The sequence below is a fragment of the Streptomyces durocortorensis genome (assembly GCF_031760065.1).
Lineage (GTDB): Bacteria > Actinomycetota > Actinomycetes > Streptomycetales > Streptomycetaceae > Streptomyces.
The window spans coordinates 3,692,639-3,713,283 of sequence record NZ_CP134500.1 but is presented as its reverse complement, the minus strand read 5'-3'; the positions used below and the strand labels follow the sequence as shown (position 1 = coordinate 3,713,283).

Here is a 20,645-nt window from a genome sequence, read left to right as displayed (position 1 = left end):
AGTTATCCACAGGGTTGACACCCTACGGGCCTCCGACTCACCATTGAAGTCAAGGAACCGAACGATCGGTCGGTAGGGAGCCCGGGATGGCGGCAGTGACTGCGGACCAGACGACGCAGAGGACGTCCGGCACGGCGAATGCGGCACCTGCGGGGGCTGCGGGGAATGCGGCCGACGCCGTGGACCCGGCGGACGCGGAGCGCATCGTGACGTTCGACGCGGCCGTGGCGGCCGACGAGCGGATCGAGCCGCGCGACTGGATGCCCGATGCCTACCGAGCGACGCTGGTCCGCCAGATGGCCCAGCACGCCCACTCGGAAATCATCGGCATGCAGCCCGAGGCGAACTGGATCACCCGCGCGCCCTCGCTGCGGCGGAAGGCGATCCTGATGGCCAAGGTGCAGGACGAAGCAGGCCACGGGCTCTATCTCTACAGCGCGGCCGAGACCCTGGGCACCAGCCGTGAGGAGCTGCTCGACAAGCTCCACGCAGGCCGCCAGCGCTATTCGTCGATCTTCAACTACCCCACGCTGACCTGGGCCGACGTTGGCGCGATCGGCTGGCTGGTGGACGGGGCGGCGATCACCAACCAGGTGCCGCTGTGCCGCTGCTCCTACGGCCCCTACGCCCGCGCCATGGTCCGCATCTGCAAGGAGGAGTCCTTCCACCAGCGCCAGGGTTACGAGCTGCTGCTCGCCCTCAGCCGTGGCACCGAGGCCCAGCACGCCATGGCCCAGGACGCGGTGAACCGCTGGTGGTGGCCGTCCTTGATGATGTTCGGCCCGCCCGACGACGCCTCGTCCCACTCCGAGCAGTCCATGGCCTGGAAGATCAAGCGGCACTCCAACGACGAGCTGCGTCAGCGCTTCGTGGACATCTGCGTACCGCAGGCCGAGGCGCTGGGCCTGGAGCTCCCGGACCCCGATATCCGGTGGAACGAGGAGCGCGGCCAGCACGACTTCGGCGCGATCGACTGGGCGGAGTTCCACGAGGTCCTCAAGGGCAACGGCCCCTGCAACGAACAGCGGATCACCCAGCGTCGCAGGGCCCACGAGGAGGGCGCCTGGGTCCGGGACGCGGCGGCCGCGTACGCCGCCAAGCACAGCCCGGCCACCCTGGCCGCCGAAGCGCCCGCACAGCCCGCACAGCCCGCACAGCAGGTGGAGGAGACGGCATGAGCAGCTCGACCGACTGGCCTCTCTGGGAGGTGTTCGTGCGCTCCCGGCGCGGGCTGTCCCACACCCACGCGGGCAGCCTGCACGCGCCCGACGCCGAGATGGCCCTGCGCAACGCCCGTGACCTCTACACCCGCCGCTCGGAAGGCGTCTCGCTCTGGGTGGTCCCCTCCACCGCGATCACCGCTTCCTCCCCCGACGAGAAGGACTCCTTCTTCGAGCCGGCCGGGGACAAGCCCTACCGCCACCCGACGTTCTACGAGATCCCGGAAGGGGTGAAGCACCTGTGAGCGCGGCTCTCGCCCTGGGCGACGACGCGCTGGTGCTCTCGCACCGGCTGGGGGAGTGGGCGGGTCACGCCCCCGTCCTGGAGGAGGAGGTGGCTCTCGCCAACATCGCCCTGGACCTGCTGGGACAGGCCCGGGTGCTGCTCTCGCTCGCCGGTGACGAGGACGAGCTGGCCTACCTCCGCGAGGAGCGGGCCTTCCGCAACCTCCAGCTGGTGGAGCAGCCGAACGGGGACTTCGCCCACACCATCGCCCGGCAGCTCTACTTCTCCGTGTATCAGCATCTGCTGTACGAGCGGCTAGCGGCCGGGGACGGCGAGTTCGTCGGCCTCGCGGCCAAGGCCGTGAAGGAGGTGGCCTACCACCGCGACCACGCCGAGCAGTGGGTCCTGCGGCTCGGCGACGGTACCGAGGAGAGCCACAGCCGGATGCAGAGCGGTCTGGACGCGCTGTGGCGGTTCACCGGCGAGCTGTTCCAGCCGATCGAAGACCTCAACTCCGCCGCCACCGACGGCACCAACGCCACCGACGGCACCAACGCCACCGGCGGCTCCGGCGGCTCCGGCGGCTCCGACAACACAGGTATCGACTGGCAGGCACTGCAAGGAAGTTGGCTCCGCGCCGTCACCGACGTCGTCGAGCGGGCCACGCTGACGCTCCCGACGGGCCCGCAGTCCGGAGGCTGGGCGGCAGGGGCGGGGCGGCAGGGTCTGCACACCGAGCCGTTCGGCCGCATGCTCGCCGAAATGCAGCATCTGCACCGCAGCCACCCGGGGGCGTCATGGTGACCGACACCCTGCTGGAGGCGGAGCTGCGTGGTCTCGCGGGTTCCGTGCCCGACCCGGAGCTCCCGGTGCTGACCCTCGCGGAGCTCGGCGTCCTGCGGGACGTCACAGTGGACGGACCGGGCAAGGTGACCGTGCGGCTCACCCCGACCTACACCGGCTGCCCGGCGATCGAGGCAATGTCGGCCGATATCGAGCGGGTGCTGCACGACCACGGCGTGCCGGAGGTCTCCGTGGTCACGGTTCTGGCTCCGGCCTGGTCGACGGACGACATCAGCGCCGAAGGCCGCCGCAAGCTCGCCGAGTTCGGTATCGCGCCGCCGCGCGCCCACAGTGCCGACGGCGGCCCCGTGCCGCTGACGCTCTCGGTGCGCTGCCCGAACTGCGGCTCCACGGAAACGGAGTTGCTCAGCCGGTTCTCCTCCACGGCGTGCAAGGCCCTGCGCCGCTGCGTCGCCTGTCGTGAACCGTTCGACCATTTCAAGGAGTTGTAGATGTTCCATCCGCTCCGGGTCAGCGCGATCGAACGGATCACTGACGATGCGGTGGCCGTGACCCTCGCCGTGCCGGCCGAGCTGCGCGAGACCTTCCGCCACACCCCCGGCCAGCATCTGAACGTGCGCTACACCGTGGACGGCGAGGAGATCCGCCGCTCGTACTCGATCTGCGCACCGGCCACCGAGCAGCCCGGCGAACCGGTACTGCGGGTGGGCATCCGCATGGTCGAGGGCGGGGCGTTCTCCACGTACGCCCTGAAGGAGCTGGCCGTCGGCGACCGGGTGGAGGCCATGCCCCCGATGGGCCGCTTCGTCCTGGAGCCGCGTCCCGGCCTGTTCGCGGCAGTGGTCGGCGGAAGCGGCATCACTCCAGTGCTGTCGATGGCGGCCACCCTGTTGGACCGGGAGCCGTCCGCACGGTTCTGCCTGATCCGCAGCGACCGCACGGCGGCCTCGACGATGTTCCTGGACGAGGTGGCCGACCTCAAGGACCGCTATCCGGACCGCTTCCAGCTGGTCACCGCGCTCTCCCGGGAGGAGCAGTCGGCCGGTCTCCCCTCCGGGCGGCTGGACACCGAACGGCTCACCGGTCTGCTGCCCGCGATGCTTCCGGTGGAGGAGGTGGACGGCTGGTTCCTGTGCGGTCCGCTCGGCCTCGTGCAGGGCACGGAGAAGGCGCTGCGCGCGCTCGGCGTCGACCGGTCCCGGATCCACCAGGAGATCTTCCACGTCGACGACAGCCCCTCCGACGCCACGGTGGTCAAGGTCGCCGCCCCGTCCGACTCCACGCTGACGGCGACGCTCCACGGCCGCTCGGGCAGCTGGCCTGTGGAGGATTCCGAATCCCTGCTGGAGACGGTGCTGCGGAGCCGCTCGGACGCTCCGTACGCCTGCAAGGGCGGGGTGTGCGGGACGTGCCGGGCGTTCCTGGTCGCGGGCGAGGTCCGGATGGACCGCAACTTCGCGCTGGAGCCGGAGGAGACCGAGGCGGGCTTCGTGCTGGCCTGCCAGTCGCATCCGCTCACCCCGGAGGTGGAGCTGGACTTCGACCGCTGACGCCCCCGCGCACCGCCGCACTGTTCCCTTCCCATAGAACCTGTTCTATCTTGACGACCCGTCAGGGCGTCAACGGTTAGCGGGAGGCCGGAACAGTGGACTTCACCTTCACCGAGGAACAGCAGGCAGCCGTCGAGGCGGCCAGGGCCGTCTTCTCGGGCGTCGCACCCGACCGGGTGCCCAGCCCCGCCCTGACACCGGGCGCCGTGGCGGAGGACATCGACCGGCAGCTGTGGCAGGAGCTGGCGCGTACGGATCTGCTCGGGCTCACTCTGTCGCCGCACCACGGCGGCGCGGGGCTCGGCCCGATCACGCTCTGCCTGGTCCTGCGGGAGTCGGCCAAGGTGTTGGCCCGGGTGCCGCTGCTGGAGAGCTGTGCGGTCGCGATGACGATCCAGCGGTACGGGGAGAGCACCCTCGCGGCGGAGTTGCTGCCCCGGGCCGCCAGGGGCGAGCTGATCCTGACCGCCGGGGCCAACGGGCGCAGCGGCCACGACCCTGCCGAACTCGCCGTCGTCGCACGGCCGTACGGAGAGAACGAGACGCCGCCAGGAGACTCCGGCTGGGTGCTCGACGGGATGCAGTCCGCGGTTCCCTGGGCCCAGGTGGCCGACTGGATCGCCGTGCCCGCCCACACCGCCGAGGGCGGCGCGGTCCTGGCCCTCGTGCACCGCACCCGTGACGGCGTCACCCTGGCGGAACAGGTCTCCACCAGCGGCGAACGGCTGGCCGAAGTCCGGCTCGACGCCGTGCGCATCGAGGCCCGTGAGCTGATCGACGCCCCGGGATGCTGGGACTGGCTACGGTCGCTGCTCACCACGGGCACCTGCGCGCTGGCCCTCGGGCTGGGCGAGCGGGTGCTGGAGATGACCGCCGAATACACCGGCAAGCGTGAGCAGTTCGGGTTCCCGGTCGCCACATTCCAAGCGGTGGCGGTGCAGGCCGCCGACCGGTACATCGATCTGCGGGCGATGGAGGCGACGCTCTGGCAGGCCGCCTGGCGGATCTCCACCGACGCCGGGGGTCCGTTGCCCGCTGCGGGAGACATCGCGGTGGCGAAGATCTGGGCCTCCGACGGAGTCCGTCGCGTCGTGCAGAGCGCGCAGCATCTGCACGGCGGCTTCGGTGCGGACACCGACTACCCCCTGCACCGCTTCCACGCCTGGGCGAAGCAGATCGAACTCTCCCTCGGCCCCGCCGCGGCCCACGAAGAGGCCCTGGGGGACCTGTTGGCAGCCCACCCGCTCGGCTGACCGCTCGCCCCGGGCCCCGCAGCGCTCAGAGGACGAAGGCCGGCGTCCCGTTGTCCGTGACCATGGGGCGCCCGGCGCCGTCCCACGCCTGCATGCCGCCGTCGATGTTCACCGCGTCGATGCCCTGCTGGGTCAGGTACTGGGTGACCTGGGCCGACCGCCCGCCGACCCGGCACATCACATGCACGCGCCGGCCGTCCTCGACGGCCTCGGTCAGCTCGCCGAACCGGCCCACGAAGTCGCTCATCGGGATGTGCAGCGCACCCTCGACGTGACCGGCCGCCCACTCGTCGTTCTCGCGGACGTCCAGGACGAAGCCGTCCGACGGCACCTCCGCGGCGTTCACCGAGGGCAGCGGGGCGAAATTCATGGGTCATGCCTTCTCTCGTACGTACGCGGCAGAGTCACCCGGAACGCTACTGCACCATTTCCGCGAGCTCGGCCTCACGCCGGGACACCTCGCCCAGCAACTGCTCACCGATGTCCTCCAGCAGCTGGTCCGGATCGTCCGGGGCCATCCGGAGCATCGAGCCGATGGCGCTCTCCTCCAGCTCCTTGGCCAGCACCGTCAGCAGCTCCTTGCGCCTGCTGAGCCACTCCAGCCGGGCGTAGAGCTCCTCGCTCTCGCTCAGCGGGGCCGGCGGCTGCACGGGACCCGCCTCCCACTCCGCCACGAGCTCCTTGAGCAGCTCGACATCGCCGCGGCCGTAGGCGGCGTTCACCCGGGCGATGAACTCGTCCCGGCGCGCCCGCTCCGGCTCGTCCTGGGCGAGGTCCGGATGCGCCTTGCGAGCCAGATCCCGGTAGAGCTTGCGGGCCTCCTCGCTCGGCCTGACCCGCTTCGGCGGCCGGACCGGCTGCTCGGTGAGCATGGCAGCGGCCTCGGGGGACAGCCCGTCGGTGTCCATCCAGTCGTGGAACAGCTCGTCGACGCCGGGCATCGGCATGACCACCGCCCGCGCCTCGCGGGCCTTGCGCTGGTCCTCGGGGTCACCGGTGCGTGCGGCCCGCGCCTCGGCGATCAAGGCGTCCAGCTCGTCGAGGCGGGCGTACATCGGGCCGAGCTTCTGATGGTGCAGCCGGGAGAAGTTCTCGACCTCCACCCGGAAGGTCTCCACCGCGATCTCGAACTCGATCAACGCCTGCTCGGCGGCCTGCACCGCCTTGGCGAGCCGCGCCTCGGGGCGCGCAGCGGCGTCCTGCGGCTCGGCGGACTGCCCGGCGGCAGCATCCGCGTCGCCCGGCGCACCCTGCGCTTCCGGCGTGGGCTGCGGCGCGTCCGGCCGGTCGTTGTCCTGCCGGTCATCATCGTTCCGGGTGGTCGGCACCCCGGCGGCTTCGTGGGTCACCCGTCCAGCGTATGGCCACGGCCCGGCGGTCCGGCACACGCGGTGGGCCCCGGCCCGGAGCCCACCGCCTCGGGGAGCCGCCAGCGGCCCGTCAAGGACCGGCCAAGGACCACCTCAGGGACCCGTCATATACCGAACTCCGCGGCCAGCCGGCCCGCCTTGATCGCCCGCACCAGCTCGGCGTGATCCGCCTCCGTACGGTCGGCGTACGTCACAGCGAAGGCCGCCACCGCCTCGTCGAGCTCGTCGTTCTTGCCGCAGTAGCCCGCCAGCAGGCGGGGGTCGGCGCTGTGCGCGTGCGCCCGCGCGAGCAGGGCACCGGTCATCCGCCCGTAGTCGTCGACCTGGTCGGCTGCGAGCGCGGCGGGGTCCACGCTGCCCTTGCGGTTCCTGAACTGACGCACCTGGAACGGCCTGCCGTCGACGTCCGCCCAGCCGAGCAGTATGTCGCTGACGACCTGCATCCTCTTCTGCCCGAGCACCACCCGGCGGCCCTCGTGGTCCACCTGCGGAACATCGAAGCCGACCGCCGGAAGATGGGGGGCGAGCACCGACGGGCGCGCCTCCTTCACCTGGAGTACCAGCGGCTCGCTGCGGTGGTCGAGCAGCAGCACCACATACGACCGGGTGCCCACGCTGCCGGTGCCGACCACGCGGAAGGCCACGTCGTGGATCGCGTACCGGGCCAGCAGCGGCGCCCGGTCCTCGGAGACGGTGGAGAGATAGCCGCCGAGCCCGGCCGCCACTGCTGAGGCTTCGGCGTCCTGCACCCGGCGCAGCACGGGCGGGGCGTCGACGAAGCGGCGACCGCCGTCTGGGCACTCCTCCGTCGACCGGGCCGCGAACCGGGCGCTGGTGTTGTTGCGGGCCTTCTCCGAGACCCGCTCCAGGGTGCCCGCCAGATCACGCGCGTCGGTGTGCGAGACGAGCTCCTCGTCCGCGATGGCGTTCCAGGCGTCGAGTGCGGGCAGCCGGGCCAGAAGCCGCATGGTGCGCCGGTAGGCGCCGACGGCGTCGTAGGCGCCCCGGCGGCAGGTGTCCTCGTCGGCCCCGGCCGCCCGGCCCGCGAGCACCAGGGAGGTGGCGAGCCGCTTGAGGTCCCACTCCCAGGGCCCGAACACGGTCTCGTCGAAGTCGTTCAGATCGATGACCAGGCTGCCGCGAGCGTCGCCATAGAGACCGAAGTTGGCCGCGTGCGCGTCGCCGCAGAGCTGGGCGCCCACGCCGGTGACCGGGGTGCCCGTCAGGTCGTGGGCCATCAGCCCGGCCGCACCCCGCAGGAAGGCGAACGGGGTGGCCGCCATCCGCCCGACCCGTATCGGCGTCAGCCCGGGCACCCGGCCTCGGTTCGACTCCTCGACCGCCCGCACCGCGTCCGGCCGCCCCGGTGGCAGGGCAAGCGAGGCGTGCGCGGAACGCGGCACCCGGCCACGGAGAGACTTGCCCGCCGCCTTCTGCGACAGCGATGCCCCGCGCCGGGCGAACCCGGGCACGACCGGAATGCGCAGATCCGCCCCCGCAGTTCGCTGTTCCGGCATCGTCGCCTCGGTTCCGCTCATGGAGCGTCGCCTCCCCCACCTCGTACGCACTCCGGCTGCCCGGCTCCCCGCCGGTCAGCGGCCCTGTCCGCCAGCGACCGAGCACGACGGTACCGCCGTTCCCGCACACCCGCCCGGGCCTGTGGACAACTACGGACCGCCCCGGTCCGGTCGGCCGCCGATCCCACGACGATCCGAGCCGATCCCGATCGAGCGCTGGCCCGGCCCTGATCCGTCGCGGGTCCGGCCTGATCCGGCGCAGATCAGACGCCGACCGCCTCCTCCAGCTCTTCCTCCAGCTCCCCGCCGTAGGGCCGGGGCTTCCCCCCGGAGGACCGCGACGCCGTCTCCCGTACAACGTCCCCGCCCCCGGACGGCTCCGCCCGCCTGCGCGCCTCGGCCAGTCCTGCGAGGCCCAGCACCGCCAGGCCCACGAGGAACCAGAGCACGAGGACGAGCACATGGCCGCCGAACGCGTACCCGTCGAAGTAGACGTGGCTGCGGACCCCTTCGACGAAGCCCGCACCGTTCCAGAAGGCGTGCAGCGAGCCGAAGAAGCCGGGCTGGAGCTCGGGGCGGAAGATCCCGCCGGAGCTGGTGAAGTTGAGCATGACGAACAGGACCATCACGCCGAGCGTCGTCCACCGCTTGAGGAAGGTGTGCAGCCCCACCCCGATCAGCAGGATGCCCGCGGAGTAGAGCCAGGCCAGCGCCCACAGCCCGGCGAGGCCGTGATCGACCAGGCCGAACAGCGGCCCCGCGAACACCGCGCCGATCAGGCTCACCACGAGCGAGGCACCCGCCACCAGCGCGGCCCTGACCCGCAGCGGCAGGGCACCGCCCGCACCACCGATCACGGCGACCGAGGCGTACGAGCCGATGCTGATCGCGACCAGCAGGAAGAAGACGCCCTGCCCGGTCGGATCACCGTCCGCGGTGGGCGCCACGTTCACCACCTTCAGGGGCGCGCCCTGCTCGGCCGCGACCCCGGTGAAGACCTTCTCCACGACGGTGGCGCTGGTGTCCGACGACGCGGTGGCCACCAGCAGTTCGGGGGCGGCGCCCGGTAGGTACGCCCCGTAGCTCTTCTGGGTCCGGAGGTGCTCCACTGCCGTGGAGCGGTCCGCCACGGTCCGCGTGTTCAGCGCGCCGTCCGCCTTGTCCTGGAGGGACTGGGCCAGCATCCGCGCGCTCGGACCGGAGCCGACGACGTCCACGCGCAGATCGTGCGGCTGCGGAGCGTGGAAGGCCCCCAGGTAGGCGAGCCCCATGCCGACGCACATCAGCAGGGGCGTGAGGAGGTGACCCAGCACATGGCGCAGCGTCCCTGCGGGGGCGCCAGGAACGGTACGGGAGCCTGCGGGCATCTGAACGATCTCCCAATGGTTGGCTTCTACAACTACTAATTAGCTGTAGCATACATCTTTATTGTCGGCGAGAGCCTCCTCCAGCCGCACAGACAACGGAGCGGGCGCCGTCAGCAGCCGGTGCCGACCTCCGGCGCCAGGTAGGCGTCCGCCCACCGCCCGAGCTCCTTCGGCACGGGCTCCATCGCGGCACCGGCCTCGGTGAGGCGGTACGCGACGCGCAACGACGGACCTTCGTCAACCTCGCGGATCACCAGGCCGGCCGCACCGGGTTCGGCCAGCCGGTCCGAGAGCCTGCGCTCACTGATCCGCCGATCCGCTGCCCCACCTGAACGCCGACGCCGCGGCCGCGGGCACCGATGACCCGCCCCGCCGGGAACTCGCCGACGAGCTCGCCTCGGCGGACGCCGTCCTGATCGGCGCACCGATGTACAACTTCACGATCCCGTCCACCCCCAAGGCCCGGCTGGACCAAGTGATCATCGTGGGCCACAACGCGGGGCCGGACTCCGCCATCACCGGCACCCCGGTGACCGTCGTCGCCAGTCGCAGTGGCTCATACGCTCCGGGCACCCCCCGCGAGAGCTTCGAATTTGTCCAGAATTACCTGGAGAAGCCGCTCACGATTACCCGGAGAAGCTGCTCACGGCGATGCTCTCCGTCCAGGTGTACTTCATCGTTCCGGAGCTGGCCCTCGCCCACTCGCAGCCGTCGACGGCCGAGCTGATCCCGCTCACCGAGGCCTCCCGCACCAAGGCATTTACCGACGCCCGGGAGAAGGCCAACGCCTCGCCTCCCGCCTCGCCGCCTGAGAACCCAACGCGAAGCCCAACGCGGAGCCCAACACGAACAGGACCGCGAAGCTCCTACGAGCTCCGCGGCCCTGCCACATGATGATCATGACGAATCGGGTGTTTCACGTGAAACACAGCACGCCTCACGAACGTGAAACGCAGCACGCCCTACGGGCTGATCAGGTGAGCCCTCCGGCCGCCACACCCGCGCCCTTCGCGTCGTCAGCCGCGGCAACGGCAGCCGTACGACCGACCTCCTGCTCCCGCAGCTCCCGCGCCTCCCGCACCTCCTGCGCCGTCCGGGCCTCCTCCGCCTCCCGAGCCTCGCGCTCCGCCTGTTCGCGCGCCTGGGCCGCCAGGTCCACCCGGCCCTCCGGCTTGATGTGGGCGATGACACCGGGGTGGGCGATCGACGGCAGGATGTGGCGCCACATCTCCGCCACCTGCTCGCGCAGGTCAGCGCGACCGGTGTCGGCCTCCGAAACCAGTTGAATACCGGTGAACGAGGCGACGATGATCTTGGCCGACACCATCGGGTCGATCTGGGGAAACACCTCGCCGCGCTCCTTCCCCAGCTCCAGCATCCGGGCCGTCGCGTCGATCCAGTCACCCCACGGGTGCGGGCCGCCGAGGAAGACGCCCTCGATCGACAGCCTCGTACCGGCGCGGGCCATCGCGTTGTGGCGCAGAGCGAAGGCGAACTGCTGACCGCCGTCCACCAGGGACTGGAGGGGGGAGCCCTCCTGCGAGAACTCCACCGTCGAGGTCTGCTCGTCCATGATCGCCTGCGCGATCGCTTCCTTGGAGGCGAAGTGGAAGTACAGCGCCCCCTTGGTCACCTTGGCACGGCGGAGAATCTCCGAGATGGCGGCACGCTCGTAGCCGTAGTCGTCGAAGACACTCGCCGCGGCGTCCACGATCGACCGCCACGTCTGGACCGCGCGAGCCTGCTTCGCCATTTCCTGCCTCCGGGACGTTCTGTGCGGCTCAGCCCTGCACCGCCGAGCCGCCGTCGATCCAACCTCTGCATTCAGCGTAAGCAAGCGCGTCGTTGCACCGGCCATCGGTCTGTCCGGAAACCGCGCCCCCGCGGACGGGCCACCGACCGCGCCCCTCCCCTACCGGGCTGCCCGTACCCCGCCCGCCCGTCAAAAACACAGACGCCCCGGAACAACGAAGAACCCCCGCTCCGGATCTCTCCGAAGCGGGGGCCTATCGAATCAACTTCGCAGTCACGAGTGACTGCTGTTGTGCGCGAGGGGGGATTTGAACCCCCACGTCCCTAAGGACACTGGCACCTGAAGCCAGCGCGTCTGCCGTTCCGCCACTCGCGCATGAGTGGTGTTTTCAGACTCTCTCACCGTTTGGTGCGAGCGCCTGGCGACATCCGGAAGATTAGCACGCTGGACAGGGTGGATTCACATCCGTTGTTTCACCCCGACCTCCGGACGCGGAGCGGGAACCCCGAGCCGCCGCCCCCACTCCTCCAGAGTGTGTCTCGGGTGCGGGACACTGTGAGGAGGCCACCTCTACGATCCGTGTGAGGGGTGACACTCATCCACAGGCCAGACAAGGGGAACCAGCCGATTTCCCGACGCGTGGATACGATCAGTAAGCGGTACAACGACGATGACACCGGAGGAGGTGCCCCATGGGGGTCATGAAGCGTTTCGAGCAGCGCCTCGAAGGGCTGGTCAACGGCACCTTCGCCAAGGTTTTCAAGTCCGAGGTACAGCCGGTCGAGATCGCGGGCGCCCTCCAGCGGGAGTGCGACAACAACGCGACGATCTGGAACCGCGAACGGACCGTCGTCCCCAATGACTTCATCGTCGAGCTCAGCACACCCGACTACGAGCGGCTCAGCCCGTACTCGGGCCAGCTGGGCGACGAACTGTCCGGCCTGGTGCGTGACTACGCCAAGCAGCAGCGCTACACCTTCATGGGACCGATCAAGGTCCACCTGGAGAAGGCCGACGACCTCGACACCGGCCTCTACAGGGTGCGCAGCCGCACTCTGGCGTCGAGTTCGTCACAGCTGGACCAGCCCGGTCACGGCCAGCCCCAGCGCCCCGCCCCCGGGCGGCCCGCCGCGCCGCAGGCTCCCGGCGGCTACGGCTACCCCCCGACCGCCGCTCCGCCGATGCCCGCGGCCCCGCCGCCCGGCGCCGGACGGCCCTCGGGTCCCACGACCGACCGGCGCCCGCCCGCCGCGCCCGGCCCCCTGCCGGACGCGCAGACGCGGCGCTGGATCGAGATCAACGGCACCCGCCATCAGATCTCCCGCCCGACGCTGGTGCTGGGACGCAGCACCGACGCCGACGTGCGGATCGACGACCCCGGCGTATCGCGCCGGCACTGTGAGATCCGGACCGGAACGCCCTCGACGATCCAGGATCTCGGGTCTACCAACGGCATCGTGGTAGACGGGCAGCACACCACCCGCGCTACGCTCCGCGACGGCTCGCGGATCGTCGTGGGCAGCACCACCATCGTTTACCGGCAAGCCGAAGGGTGAAGCGGGGGCAATGTCAGAGCTGACCCTGACGGTCATGCGGCTAGGTTTCCTGGCTGTTCTGTGGCTGTTCGTCATCGTGGCCGTCCAGGTCATCCGCAGCGACCTGTTCGGAACGCGCGTCACGCAGCGCGGCTCACGCCGCACTGCCGCCGACGCGCGCCCTCAGCAGGGCCGCACACAACAACAGGCGGCGCCGCCTCAGCAGCGCCAGCAGCCCGGTCGGCAGCGCCGCGGGGCACCCACAAAGCTGGTCGTGTCCGAAGGCACGCTCACGGGCACGACGGTCGCGCTCCAGGGCCAGACCATCACCCTGGGCCGGGCCCACGATTCAACCATCGTGCTGGACGACGACTACGCGTCCAGCAGGCATGCCAGGATCTACCCGGACCGTGACGGCCAGTGGATCGTCGAGGATCTCGGGTCCACCAACGGCACGTATCTGGACCGGACCCGGCTCACCACCCCGACACCAGTTCCGCTGGGCGCGCCGATCCGTATCGGCAAGACCGTCATCGAGCTGCGGAAGTAGTACGACAATGAGCGAGCGGAGCGAGCGAGCCGCGGCGGCCTGGACGACGGACGCCGGCCGGTTCCCGACCGGAGGGTGGGCAGTGTGGCTCGAGACAGGCTGTACCCCGAGGCGGAGTCGACGGGGCAGGTGCGCATGAGTCTGTCGCTGCGCTTCGCCGCCGGGTCGCACAAGGGCATGATCCGCGAGGGCAACGAGGACTCCGGCTATGCCGGCCCCCGGCTCCTCGCCATCGCCGACGGCATGGGCGGTCAGGCGGCCGGGGAGGTCGCCAGCTCCGAGGTGATCTCCACGCTCGTCCAGCTCGACGACGACGTACCGGGCTCCGACCTCCTGACCTCGCTGGGCACCGCGGTCCAGCAGGCCAACGACCAACTGCGTGTCATGGTCGAGGAGGACCCCCAGCTGGAGGGCATGGGCACCACGCTCACCGCCCTGCTCTGGACCGGCCAGCGGCTCGGCCTGGTCCACGTCGGCGACTCCCGCGCCTATCTGCTGCGCGACGGCGTCCTGACGCAGATCACCCAGGACCACACCTGGGTACAGCGTCTCGTCGACGAGGGCCGGATCACCGAGGAAGAGGCCACCACCCACCCCCAGCGCTCCCTGCTGATGCGGGCGCTGGGCAGCGGCGACCATGTCGAGCCGGACCTCTCCATCCGTGAAGTCCGCGCCGGCGACCGCTACCTGATCTGCTCCGACGGCCTCTCCGGCGTCGTCTCCCACCAGACGATGGAAGAGACCCTGGCCAGCTACCAGGGCCCGCAGGAGACCATCCAGGAGCTGATCCAGCTCGCTCTGCGCGGCGGCGGCCCCGACAACATCACCTGCATCGTGGCCGACGTCCTGGACGTCGACAGCAACGACACCCTGGCCGGGCAGCTCAACGACACCCCGGTCGTCGTCGGCGCGGTCGCCGAGAACCAGGCCCAGCTGGGCGACGGCGGGGCCATGCAGACGCCCGCCGGACGCGCGGCCGGCCTCGGCCGCCCCACCCCACCGCCCGCCGGCGGCTTCGGCCCGCCCGGCAGCGGCGACGTCGGCTACGACGGCATGCCGGACGGCCCCTACGACGCCTACACGGACGACGACTACGTCAAGCGGGGCGGCGGCCGTAAATGGCTCAAGCGGTCCGTCTACATCGTGCTCGCGCTGGCCGTGATCGGCGGGGGACTGTACGGCGGCTTCCGCTGGACGCAGACCCAGTACTACGTCGGCGCACAGAACGAGAACGTCGCGCTGTTCCGGGGCATCAGCCAGGACCTCGCCTGGGTCTCGCTCTCGAAGGTCGAGAAGGACCACCCCGAGATCGAGCTCAAGTACCTGCCGCCCTACCAGCGCAAGCAGGTCGAGGCGACCATCGCCGAGGGCAGCCTCAAGGACGCCCGTGAGAAGGTCGCCGAGCTCGCCGCCCAGGCCTCCGCCTGCAAGAAGGACGCGCAGCGCCGCGCGGCCGAGGCCGAGAACCGGGCCCGTACCGGCGAGGGCGAGGCCGGCGGCACCGCCGGGGCCCCCGCCACCAGGACTTCCGCCACGTTCTCCGCCAAGGGGACCAAGTCGACCACAGCTCCCACTCCCGGCCCCAGCCTCTCGGAGGAAGAGAAGAAGCTGGTCCCGCAGTGCGGTAAGCAGTAAGCCGTAGGGGGCCTTCAGCACCATGAGCGTTGTCACCAATACGACCACCATCGGCGCGATCGACGCACCGAGCCGCCGCAACACCGAGCTGGCGCTCGTCATCTTCGCCGTCGCCATCTCGGTGTTCGCCTACGCCAACGTGGGGCTCGCCCTCAACGGCGAACTGCCCTCGGGGATGCTCGGCTACGGGGCGGGGCTCGCGCTGCTCGGCGGGGTGGCCCACCTCGTGGTGCGGAGGTTCGCCAAGTACGCCGATCCGTTGCTGCTGCCGCTGGCAACACTGCTGAACGGGCTGGGGCTGGCGCTCATCTGGCGCCTGGACCAGTCGGAACGGCTGCTCAACCACCCCAACTTCGCGCCCGCCGCGTCCAAGCAGCTGCTCTTCTCGGCGATGGGGGTCGCCCTCTTCGTCGGGGTGCTGATCCTGCTCAAGGACCACCGCATCCTCCAGCGCTACACCTACATCTCCATGGTGGTGGCGCTCATCCTGCTGATCCTGCCGATGTTCTTCCCGCCGCAGTTCGGCGCGCGGATCTGGATCACCATCCCGGGGATCGGCTCCCTCCAGCCCGGCGAGTTCGCGAAGATCGTCATCGCGATCTTCTTCTCCGGCTATCTGATGGTGAAGCGCGACGCCCTGGCTCTGGCCAGCCGCCGCTTCATGGGGCTCTACCTGCCCCGCGGGCGTGACCTCGGACCGATCCTGGCCATCTGGGCGATGTCGATCCTGATCCTCGTCTTCGAGACGGACCTCGGCACCTCGCTCCTCTTCTTCGGCATGTTCGTCGTCATGCTCTACGTGGCGACCGAGCGCACCAGCTGGATCGTCTTCGGCCTGACCATGTCGGCCGTGGGCGCCGTCGGTGTGGCCTCCTTCGAGCCGCACGTGCAGGACCGCGTCACCGCCTGGCTCGACCCGTTCGCCGGCTGGGGCACGCATCCCGCCAGTGAGCAGATGGCCCAGGTGCTGATGTCCTTCGGTTCCGGCGGGACGCTCGGCACCGGGCTCGGCCAGGGCCACTCCGACCTGATCCTGTTCGCGGCCAACACGGACTTCATCCTCGCCACCGTGGGCGAGGAGCTCGGCCTCGCCGGCGTGATGGCCTTCCTCCTGCTGTACGGGCTGATCATCGAGCGCGGTGTACGCACCGCGCTGGCCGCCCGCGACCCGTTCGGCAAGCTGCTGGCCATCGGGCTCTCCGGTGCCTTCGCGATCCAGGTCTTCGTCGTCGCCGGTGGGGTCATGGGCCTCATCCCGCTCACCGGTATGACGATGCCCTTCCTCGCCGCCGGTGGTTCGTCCGTGCTCGCCAACTGGGCTCTGATCGCCATCCTGATCCGGATCAGCGACACCGCCCGACGGCCGGCGCCCGCCCCTGCCCCGTCCACGGACGCCGAGATGACCCAGGTGGTCCGACCGTGAACAAGCCTCTGCGCCGGATCGCGATCTTCTGCGGCATCCTCATCCTCGCCCTTCTCATCCGGGACAACTGGCTCCAGTACGTCCGTGCCGACGAGCTGAACAGCCACAAGTACAACCGCCGCGTCGAAATCGAGCGGTACGCCCACGAGCGCGGCGACATCATCGTCGACGGCAAGGCGATCACCGGCTCCGTCGAGACCGAGGACAGCGACTTCACCTACAAGCGGGTCTGGAAGGACGGCCCCCTGTGGGCCCCCGTGACCGGCTACTCCTCGCAGGCCTTCGGCTCCTCGCAGCTGGAGAACCTTGAGGACGGCATCCTGACCGGCAACAGCGACCAGCTGTTCTTCGACCGGACGCTGTCGATGTTCACGGGAGACAAGAAGCGCGGCGGCAACGTCGTCACCACTCTCAACGGCGACGCTCAGAAGGCCGCCTTCGAGGGGCTCGGAAAGAAGAAGGGCGCGGTCGTCGCCCTTGATCCGAAGACGGGCGCCATCCTCGCTCTCGCCAGCACCCCGTCCTACGACCCCTCGGTCTTCGCCGGGAACTCGTTCAAGGACTCGGACGACCGGCAGCAGCTCCTGAAGGACAAGGACAAGCCGATGCTCAACCGGGCATTGCGCGAGACCTACCCCCCGGGCTCCACCTTCAAGGTCGTCACCGCCGCCGCCGCCCTGGAGAACGGGCTCTACGACGACATCGACGCCAAGACCGACTCCCCGCTGCCCTGGACCCTGCCGCAGTCCACCGTCCAGCTGAAGAACGAGGGCAGCATCCCCTGCAAGGACGCCTCGCTGCGGGAGGCCCTGCGCTGGTCCTGCAACACCGTCTTCGGGAAGATCAGCGACGACCTCGGCAACCAGAAGATGATCGAGCAGACGGACAAGTTCGGTTTCAACAAGGAAGTCTTCACACCCGTCCGCGCCGACGCGAGCATCTACCCCGAGGACAACAGGCCGCAGAACGCCATGGCGGGCATCGGCCAGGCGTCCAACCGCACCACCCCGCTCCAGATGGCCATGGTCGCCGCGGCCATCGCCAACGACGGCAAACTGATGGATCCGTACATGGTCGCCGAGCGTCAGGCGCCCAACCTGGACCCGGTCTACACCCACGAGCCCGAAGAGCTCAGCCGCGCGCTCTCCGGTGAGAACGCCCAGAAGGTCCAGCAGATGATGGAGACCGTCGTCAACGACGGCACGGGAACCAACGCGCAGATCCCCGGCGTCACAGTGGGCGGCAAGACCGGTACCGCACAGCACGGTCTGAACAACAGCGAGAAGCCCTACGCCTGGTTCATCTCGTACGCGAAGACCGACAACGGCTCCCCGGTCGCCGTCGCCGTCGTGGTCGAGGACGGCAACGCCAACCGGGACGACATCTCCGGTGGTGGGCTGGCCGCCCCGATCGCGAAGAACGTGATGAAGGCGGTCATCGACAGCAAGAAGTGAGACCCGTCACGGCGGCCGTCCATCCATACCGGACATCGCATACCGGTCGGATATCGGCTGACGGGTGCGGGCTGATCACATCACCGGTGCCCGGTAGCGTATGCGCGAACAGCGCACCGCCGCGGACCACACACGGGTGCGGTCGGGACTGACGGAGAGGGCTGGAACAGTTATGGAAGAGCCGCGTCGCCTCGGCGGCCGGTACGAGCTGGGCTCGGTGCTCGGCCGTGGTGGCATGGCCGAGGTCTACCTCGCGCACGACACCCGGCTCGGCCGCACCGTAGCGGTGAAGACGCTCCGGGCCGATCTGGCCCGCGACCCGTCCTTCCAGGCCCGGTTCCGCCGTGAGGCCCAGTCGGCCGCCTCGCTCAACCACCCCGCGATCGTCGCCGTGTACGACACCGGCGAGGACTACGTCGACGGGGTCTCCATCCCGTACATCGTGATGGAGTACGTCGACGGGTCGACGCTGAGAGAGCTGCTGCACTCCGGTCGCAGGCTGCTCCCCGAGCGCACGCTGGAGATGACGGTCGGCATCCTCCAGGCCCTCGAATACTCGCACCGCGCCCAGATCGTCCACCGCGACATCAAGCCCGCGAACGTCATGCTGACGCGCACCGGCCAGGTCAAGGTCATGGACTTCGGCATCGCCCGCGCCATGGGCGACTCCGGGATGACGATGACGCAGACCGCCGCCGTCATCGGCACCGCCCAGTACCTCTCCCCGGAGCAGGCCAAGGGCGAGCAGGTCGACGCCCGCTCCGACCTGTATTCCACCGGCTGCCTGCTGTACGAGCTCCTCGCGGTGCGGCCCCCGTTCGTCGGGGACTCTCCCGTCGCGGTGGCCTACCAGCACGTGCGGGAGGAACCGCAGCCGCCGAGCAACTTCGACCCCGAGATCACGCCCGAGATGGACGCGATCGTCCTCAAGGCGCTGACCAAGGACCCGGACTACCGCTACCAGTCCGCCGACGAGATGCGGGCCGACATCGAGGCCTGCCTCGACGGCCAGCCGGTCGCGGCCACGGCGGCGATGGGCGCTGCGGGGTACGGGGGCTACGACGGCTACAACGCCGACCAGCCCACCACCGCCCTGCGCCCGGCCGACCCGAACAACGGGCAGACCTCGATGCTGCCGCCGGTCAACCCGGACGACGGCGGTTACGGCTACGACGACCGGTCCGGACGCCGGCGCCAGCAGAAGAAGAGCAACACCTCGACGATCCTGCTGGTCGTCGCGGGCATCCTGGTACTGATCGGCGCGATCCTGATCGGCCGGGTCGTCTTCTCCCCCACCAGCGACGACGGCCAGCTCAAAGCGCCGAACCTGGTGGGCTCCACGGTCAAGGAAGCGGAGAGACTCGCGGACAACGCCGGCGTCAAGATCACCGTCGGCGCCGAGGAACCCTGCGAGGAACAGGAGAAGGGCGAGATCTGCTCGCAGGACCCCACGAGCGGCGTGATGATGGACAAGGACGGCACCGTCACCGTCATCGTGTCCACCGGCGCACCGAAGATCGAGGTCCCCAACGTCCTGGAGAAGTCCGAGGACGGCGCCCGCGACGTCCTGGAGGAGAAGGGCTTCACGGTCAACGTCGTCACCGAGGAGTCCGAGAAGACCGAGAACACGGTGATCGAGCAGGACCCCAAGGGCGGCGAGAAGGCCGATGACGGGTCCGAGATCACCATCACCATCGCCAAGCAGGCCCTGCTGGACCTGCCGGACATGCGGAACCGCACCTTCGAGGCGGCGGAACAGCAGCTGCGGGGCATCGGCTTCAGCAACATCTCGCGGAGCGACGTCGACTCGGACCAGCCGCAGGGCACCGTCATCGAGCAGTCCCCGACGCCCGGAAAGCAGGCCAAGGACGCGCAGATCGTCCTCAAGGTCTCCAAGGGCCCGGCGGAGCCGGAGCAGGTCCAGATCCCCGGTGACATCGGCAACAAGTCGTACCAGGACGTCAAGGGCCAGCTCGAAGGGCTCGGCTTCGTGGTCCAGCTCTCCCCGGGCTCGGTCGACAAGCCGGACGCCCGGGTGATCACCAGCCAGCCGGCGCCCAACAGCCAGGCGGAGAAGGGCAGCACCATCACCCTCGTCACCGTCGAGGGCCGCGGGGGCGGTCTCTTCGGAGGCCGGGGCGACTGACCACGCCCGCCGCCCATCCCGGCATACGTACGGGGAATGCCCCGGTCACCATTGCGGTGACCGGGGCATTCCCCGTACATACAGGCGGTTGCGCACAGGCTGCGGAGACTAGAGCAGCTCCACCGGCTTCGTGCGGTCCTTGTCGACCTTCTCCGTACGCTCCAGCTCGCCCCACACGATGTACCGGTACTTCGAGGTGTAGACCGGCGTGCAGGTCGTCAGCGTGATGTAGCGGCCCGGCTCCTCGACGCCCGACTCCTCCGGGACCGGCTGGATGACGTCGACGTTGAACTTCGAGGTCTCGGGGAGCGTCTTGTAGACCTTGTAGATGTACCAGGTGTCCTTGGTCTCGAAGACGACCGGATCACCGTTCTTCAGCTTGTGGATGTTGTGGAACTTGGCGCCGTGCCCGTCGCGGTGCGCGGCCAGCGTGAAGTTGCCCTCGTCGTCCCAGGGGAGCGCGGATTCGACCGGGTCCGTGTAGTAGCCCGCGATGCCGTTGTTCAGGGTCTCGGGGTCGGTGCCCTTCTTGACCAGCACCTCGCCGTTCTTCATGGCGGGTACGTGCAGGAAGCCGATGCCGTCCTTGGTGTCCAGGGCACCCGGGCCGTCCGCCCAGCGGCTGCGGACCGTGTCACCCTGCCGGTCGGCCTCGCGGTCGGCGAGGACGTTGGTCCACCACAGGGAGTACGCGACGAAGAGCGCGAGCACCAGGCCCGCGGTGATCAGCAGCTCGCCGAAGAGGCTGACGGCCGTCGCGACGGGGTGCCGGGAGGGCTTGCGCGCCGGGCGCGCGGACGCGTCCGTCCGCTCGTCGTGCTCGGTCCTCGCTGCCACCGCAC

Annotated in this window: 18 protein-coding genes, 1 tRNA gene and 2 pseudogenes; 13 read left to right on the top strand and 8 right to left on the bottom strand. The window is 69.9% G+C overall.

Going from position 1 to position 20,645, the window contains the following annotated elements; translation table 11 throughout:
* Window positions 1-86: 86 nt before the first annotated feature.
* The 6 genes from paaA (at window position 87) to RI138_RS16365 (ending at window position 5,053) form a co-directional block, all read left to right on the top strand.
* Window positions 87-1,178 (top strand): 1,2-phenylacetyl-CoA epoxidase subunit PaaA, encoded by a 1,092-nt coding sequence (gene paaA, locus RI138_RS16390; RefSeq protein WP_311120521.1) that lies wholly within the window; start codon window positions 87-89, stop codon window positions 1,176-1,178.
* Window positions 1,175-1,465 (top strand): 1,2-phenylacetyl-CoA epoxidase subunit PaaB, encoded by a 291-nt coding sequence (gene paaB, locus RI138_RS16385; protein ID WP_069171673.1) that lies wholly within the window; start codon window positions 1,175-1,177, stop codon window positions 1,463-1,465. Before paaA ends, paaB begins: the two co-directional genes overlap by 4 nt.
* Window positions 1,462-2,250, top strand: a complete 789-nt coding sequence (gene paaC / locus RI138_RS16380) for a 1,2-phenylacetyl-CoA epoxidase subunit PaaC (RefSeq protein WP_311120520.1) — start codon at window positions 1,462-1,464, stop codon at window positions 2,248-2,250. Before paaB ends, paaC begins: the two co-directional genes overlap by 4 nt.
* Complete coding sequence (gene paaD / locus RI138_RS16375; RefSeq protein WP_096628873.1) at window positions 2,244-2,741, top strand: 1,2-phenylacetyl-CoA epoxidase subunit PaaD; 498 nt, start codon at window positions 2,244-2,246, stop codon at window positions 2,739-2,741. The genes paaC and paaD overlap by 7 nt, the downstream gene beginning before the upstream one ends.
* Window positions 2,742-3,800 (top strand): 2Fe-2S iron-sulfur cluster-binding protein, encoded by a 1,059-nt coding sequence (locus RI138_RS16370; RefSeq protein WP_311120519.1) that lies wholly within the window; start codon window positions 2,742-2,744, stop codon window positions 3,798-3,800. It abuts the gene before it with no gap.
* A 95-nt stretch (window positions 3,801-3,895) separates the two neighbouring features.
* A complete protein-coding gene (locus RI138_RS16365; protein WP_311120518.1) occupies window positions 3,896-5,053 on the top strand; it encodes an acyl-CoA dehydrogenase family protein in 1,158 nt (385 codons plus the stop codon).
* Between the two features lie 25 nt (window positions 5,054-5,078).
* Here RI138_RS16365 and RI138_RS16360 read toward each other — a convergent pair whose 3' ends face one another.
* The 5 genes and pseudogenes from RI138_RS16360 to RI138_RS16340 all read right to left on the bottom strand — a co-directional run.
* Window positions 5,079-5,423 (bottom strand): rhodanese-like domain-containing protein, encoded by a 345-nt coding sequence (locus RI138_RS16360; protein ID WP_096628878.1) that lies wholly within the window; start codon window positions 5,421-5,423, stop codon window positions 5,079-5,081.
* 46 nt (window positions 5,424-5,469) lie between these two features.
* Window positions 5,470-6,402, bottom strand: coding sequence for a J domain-containing protein (locus RI138_RS16355; protein WP_311120517.1), 933 nt, complete (start codon window positions 6,400-6,402; stop codon window positions 5,470-5,472).
* 125 nt (window positions 6,403-6,527) lie between these two features.
* Window positions 6,528-7,961, bottom strand: coding sequence for a DUF2252 domain-containing protein (locus RI138_RS16350; protein WP_311120516.1), 1,434 nt, complete (start codon window positions 7,959-7,961; stop codon window positions 6,528-6,530).
* 242 nt (window positions 7,962-8,203) lie between these two features.
* On the bottom strand, window positions 8,204-9,307 hold the full coding sequence (locus RI138_RS16345; RefSeq protein ID WP_311120515.1) for an ABC-2 transporter permease: 1,104 nt from the start codon (window positions 9,305-9,307) through the stop codon (window positions 8,204-8,206).
* Window positions 9,308-9,417: 110 nt separating this feature from the next.
* Window positions 9,418-9,615: pseudogene (locus tag RI138_RS16340) on the bottom strand (winged helix-turn-helix transcriptional regulator); the annotation flags it as partial.
* Between RI138_RS16340 and RI138_RS16335 the strand changes: the two are divergent.
* A pseudogene (locus RI138_RS16335) lies at window positions 9,615-10,119 on the top strand (NAD(P)H-dependent oxidoreductase); the annotation flags it as partial. The pseudogenes RI138_RS16340 and RI138_RS16335 sit on opposite strands and share 1 nt — an antisense overlap.
* 161 nt (window positions 10,120-10,280) lie before the next feature.
* Here RI138_RS16335 and RI138_RS16330 read toward each other — a convergent pair.
* Both RI138_RS16330 and RI138_RS16325 read right to left on the bottom strand, forming a co-directional pair.
* On the bottom strand, window positions 10,281-11,060 hold the full coding sequence (locus tag RI138_RS16330; protein WP_311120514.1) for a ScbR family autoregulator-binding transcription factor: 780 nt from the start codon (window positions 11,058-11,060) through the stop codon (window positions 10,281-10,283).
* Window positions 11,061-11,352: 292 nt separating this feature from the next.
* A tRNA-Leu gene (locus RI138_RS16325) sits at window positions 11,353-11,435 on the bottom strand.
* Between the two features lie 317 nt (window positions 11,436-11,752).
* Between RI138_RS16325 and RI138_RS16320 the strand changes: the two genes are divergently transcribed.
* The 6 genes from RI138_RS16320 (at window position 11,753) to pknB (ending at window position 19,803) form a co-directional block, all read left to right on the top strand.
* Entirely contained in the window at window positions 11,753-12,616 is an 864-nt protein-coding gene (locus RI138_RS16320; RefSeq protein WP_311120513.1) for a DUF3662 and FHA domain-containing protein, read from the top strand.
* 10 nt (window positions 12,617-12,626) lie between these two features.
* A complete protein-coding gene (locus RI138_RS16315; protein WP_096633008.1) occupies window positions 12,627-13,145 on the top strand; it encodes an FHA domain-containing protein FhaB/FipA in 519 nt (172 codons plus the stop codon).
* Window positions 13,146-13,280: 135 nt separating this feature from the next.
* Complete coding sequence (locus tag RI138_RS16310; RefSeq protein WP_311122910.1) at window positions 13,281-14,780, top strand: Stp1/IreP family PP2C-type Ser/Thr phosphatase; 1,500 nt, start codon at window positions 13,281-13,283, stop codon at window positions 14,778-14,780.
* A 22-nt stretch (window positions 14,781-14,802) separates the two neighbouring features.
* Window positions 14,803-16,203 (top strand): FtsW/RodA/SpoVE family cell cycle protein, encoded by a 1,401-nt coding sequence (locus tag RI138_RS16305; protein WP_096633010.1) that lies wholly within the window; start codon window positions 14,803-14,805, stop codon window positions 16,201-16,203.
* Entirely contained in the window at window positions 16,200-17,657 is a 1,458-nt protein-coding gene (locus RI138_RS16300) for a peptidoglycan D,D-transpeptidase FtsI family protein (RefSeq protein ID WP_311120512.1), read from the top strand. Before RI138_RS16305 ends, RI138_RS16300 begins: the two co-directional genes overlap by 4 nt.
* A gap of 172 nt (window positions 17,658-17,829) precedes the next feature.
* The gene (gene pknB / locus RI138_RS16295; RefSeq protein WP_311120511.1) at window positions 17,830-19,803 is read left to right on the top strand and encodes a Stk1 family PASTA domain-containing Ser/Thr kinase; all 1,974 of its coding nucleotides are present in this window, start codon (window positions 17,830-17,832) and stop codon (window positions 19,801-19,803) included.
* Between the two features lie 108 nt (window positions 19,804-19,911).
* On the opposite strand, the gene RI138_RS16290 is transcribed toward pknB, so the two are convergent.
* A complete protein-coding gene (locus RI138_RS16290; RefSeq protein ID WP_096633013.1) occupies window positions 19,912-20,640 on the bottom strand; it encodes a class E sortase in 729 nt (242 codons plus the stop codon).
* Between the last annotated feature and the right edge of the window lie 5 nt (window positions 20,641-20,645).

Excerpts from the sequence above, each read along its gene's own strand:
- paaA (WP_311120521.1), top strand. The coding sequence starts at position 87 with ATGGCGGCAGTGACTGCGGACCAGACGACGCAGAGGACGTCCGGCACG.
- paaB (WP_069171673.1), top strand. The coding sequence starts at position 1,175 with ATGAGCAGCTCGACCGACTGGCCTCTCTGGGAGGTGTTCGTGCGCTCC.
- paaD (WP_096628873.1), top strand. The coding sequence starts at position 2,244 with ATGGTGACCGACACCCTGCTGGAGGCGGAGCTGCGTGGTCTCGCGGGT.
- RI138_RS16370 (WP_311120519.1), top strand. The coding sequence starts at position 2,742 with ATGTTCCATCCGCTCCGGGTCAGCGCGATCGAACGGATCACTGACGAT.
- RI138_RS16360 (WP_096628878.1), bottom strand. The coding sequence starts at position 5,423 with ATGAATTTCGCCCCGCTGCCCTCGGTGAACGCCGCGGAGGTGCCGTCG.
- RI138_RS16350 (WP_311120516.1), bottom strand. The coding sequence starts at position 7,961 with ATGAGCGGAACCGAGGCGACGATGCCGGAACAGCGAACTGCGGGGGCG.
- RI138_RS16345 (WP_311120515.1), bottom strand. The coding sequence starts at position 9,307 with ATGCCCGCAGGCTCCCGTACCGTTCCTGGCGCCCCCGCAGGGACGCTG.
- RI138_RS16330 (WP_311120514.1), bottom strand. The coding sequence starts at position 11,060 with ATGGCGAAGCAGGCTCGCGCGGTCCAGACGTGGCGGTCGATCGTGGAC.
- RI138_RS16320 (WP_311120513.1), top strand. The coding sequence starts at position 11,753 with ATGGGGGTCATGAAGCGTTTCGAGCAGCGCCTCGAAGGGCTGGTCAAC.
- RI138_RS16315 (WP_096633008.1), top strand. The coding sequence starts at position 12,627 with ATGTCAGAGCTGACCCTGACGGTCATGCGGCTAGGTTTCCTGGCTGTT.
- RI138_RS16310 (WP_311122910.1), top strand. The coding sequence starts at position 13,281 with ATGAGTCTGTCGCTGCGCTTCGCCGCCGGGTCGCACAAGGGCATGATC.
- RI138_RS16305 (WP_096633010.1), top strand. The coding sequence starts at position 14,803 with ATGAGCGTTGTCACCAATACGACCACCATCGGCGCGATCGACGCACCG.
- pknB (WP_311120511.1), top strand. The coding sequence starts at position 17,830 with ATGGAAGAGCCGCGTCGCCTCGGCGGCCGGTACGAGCTGGGCTCGGTG.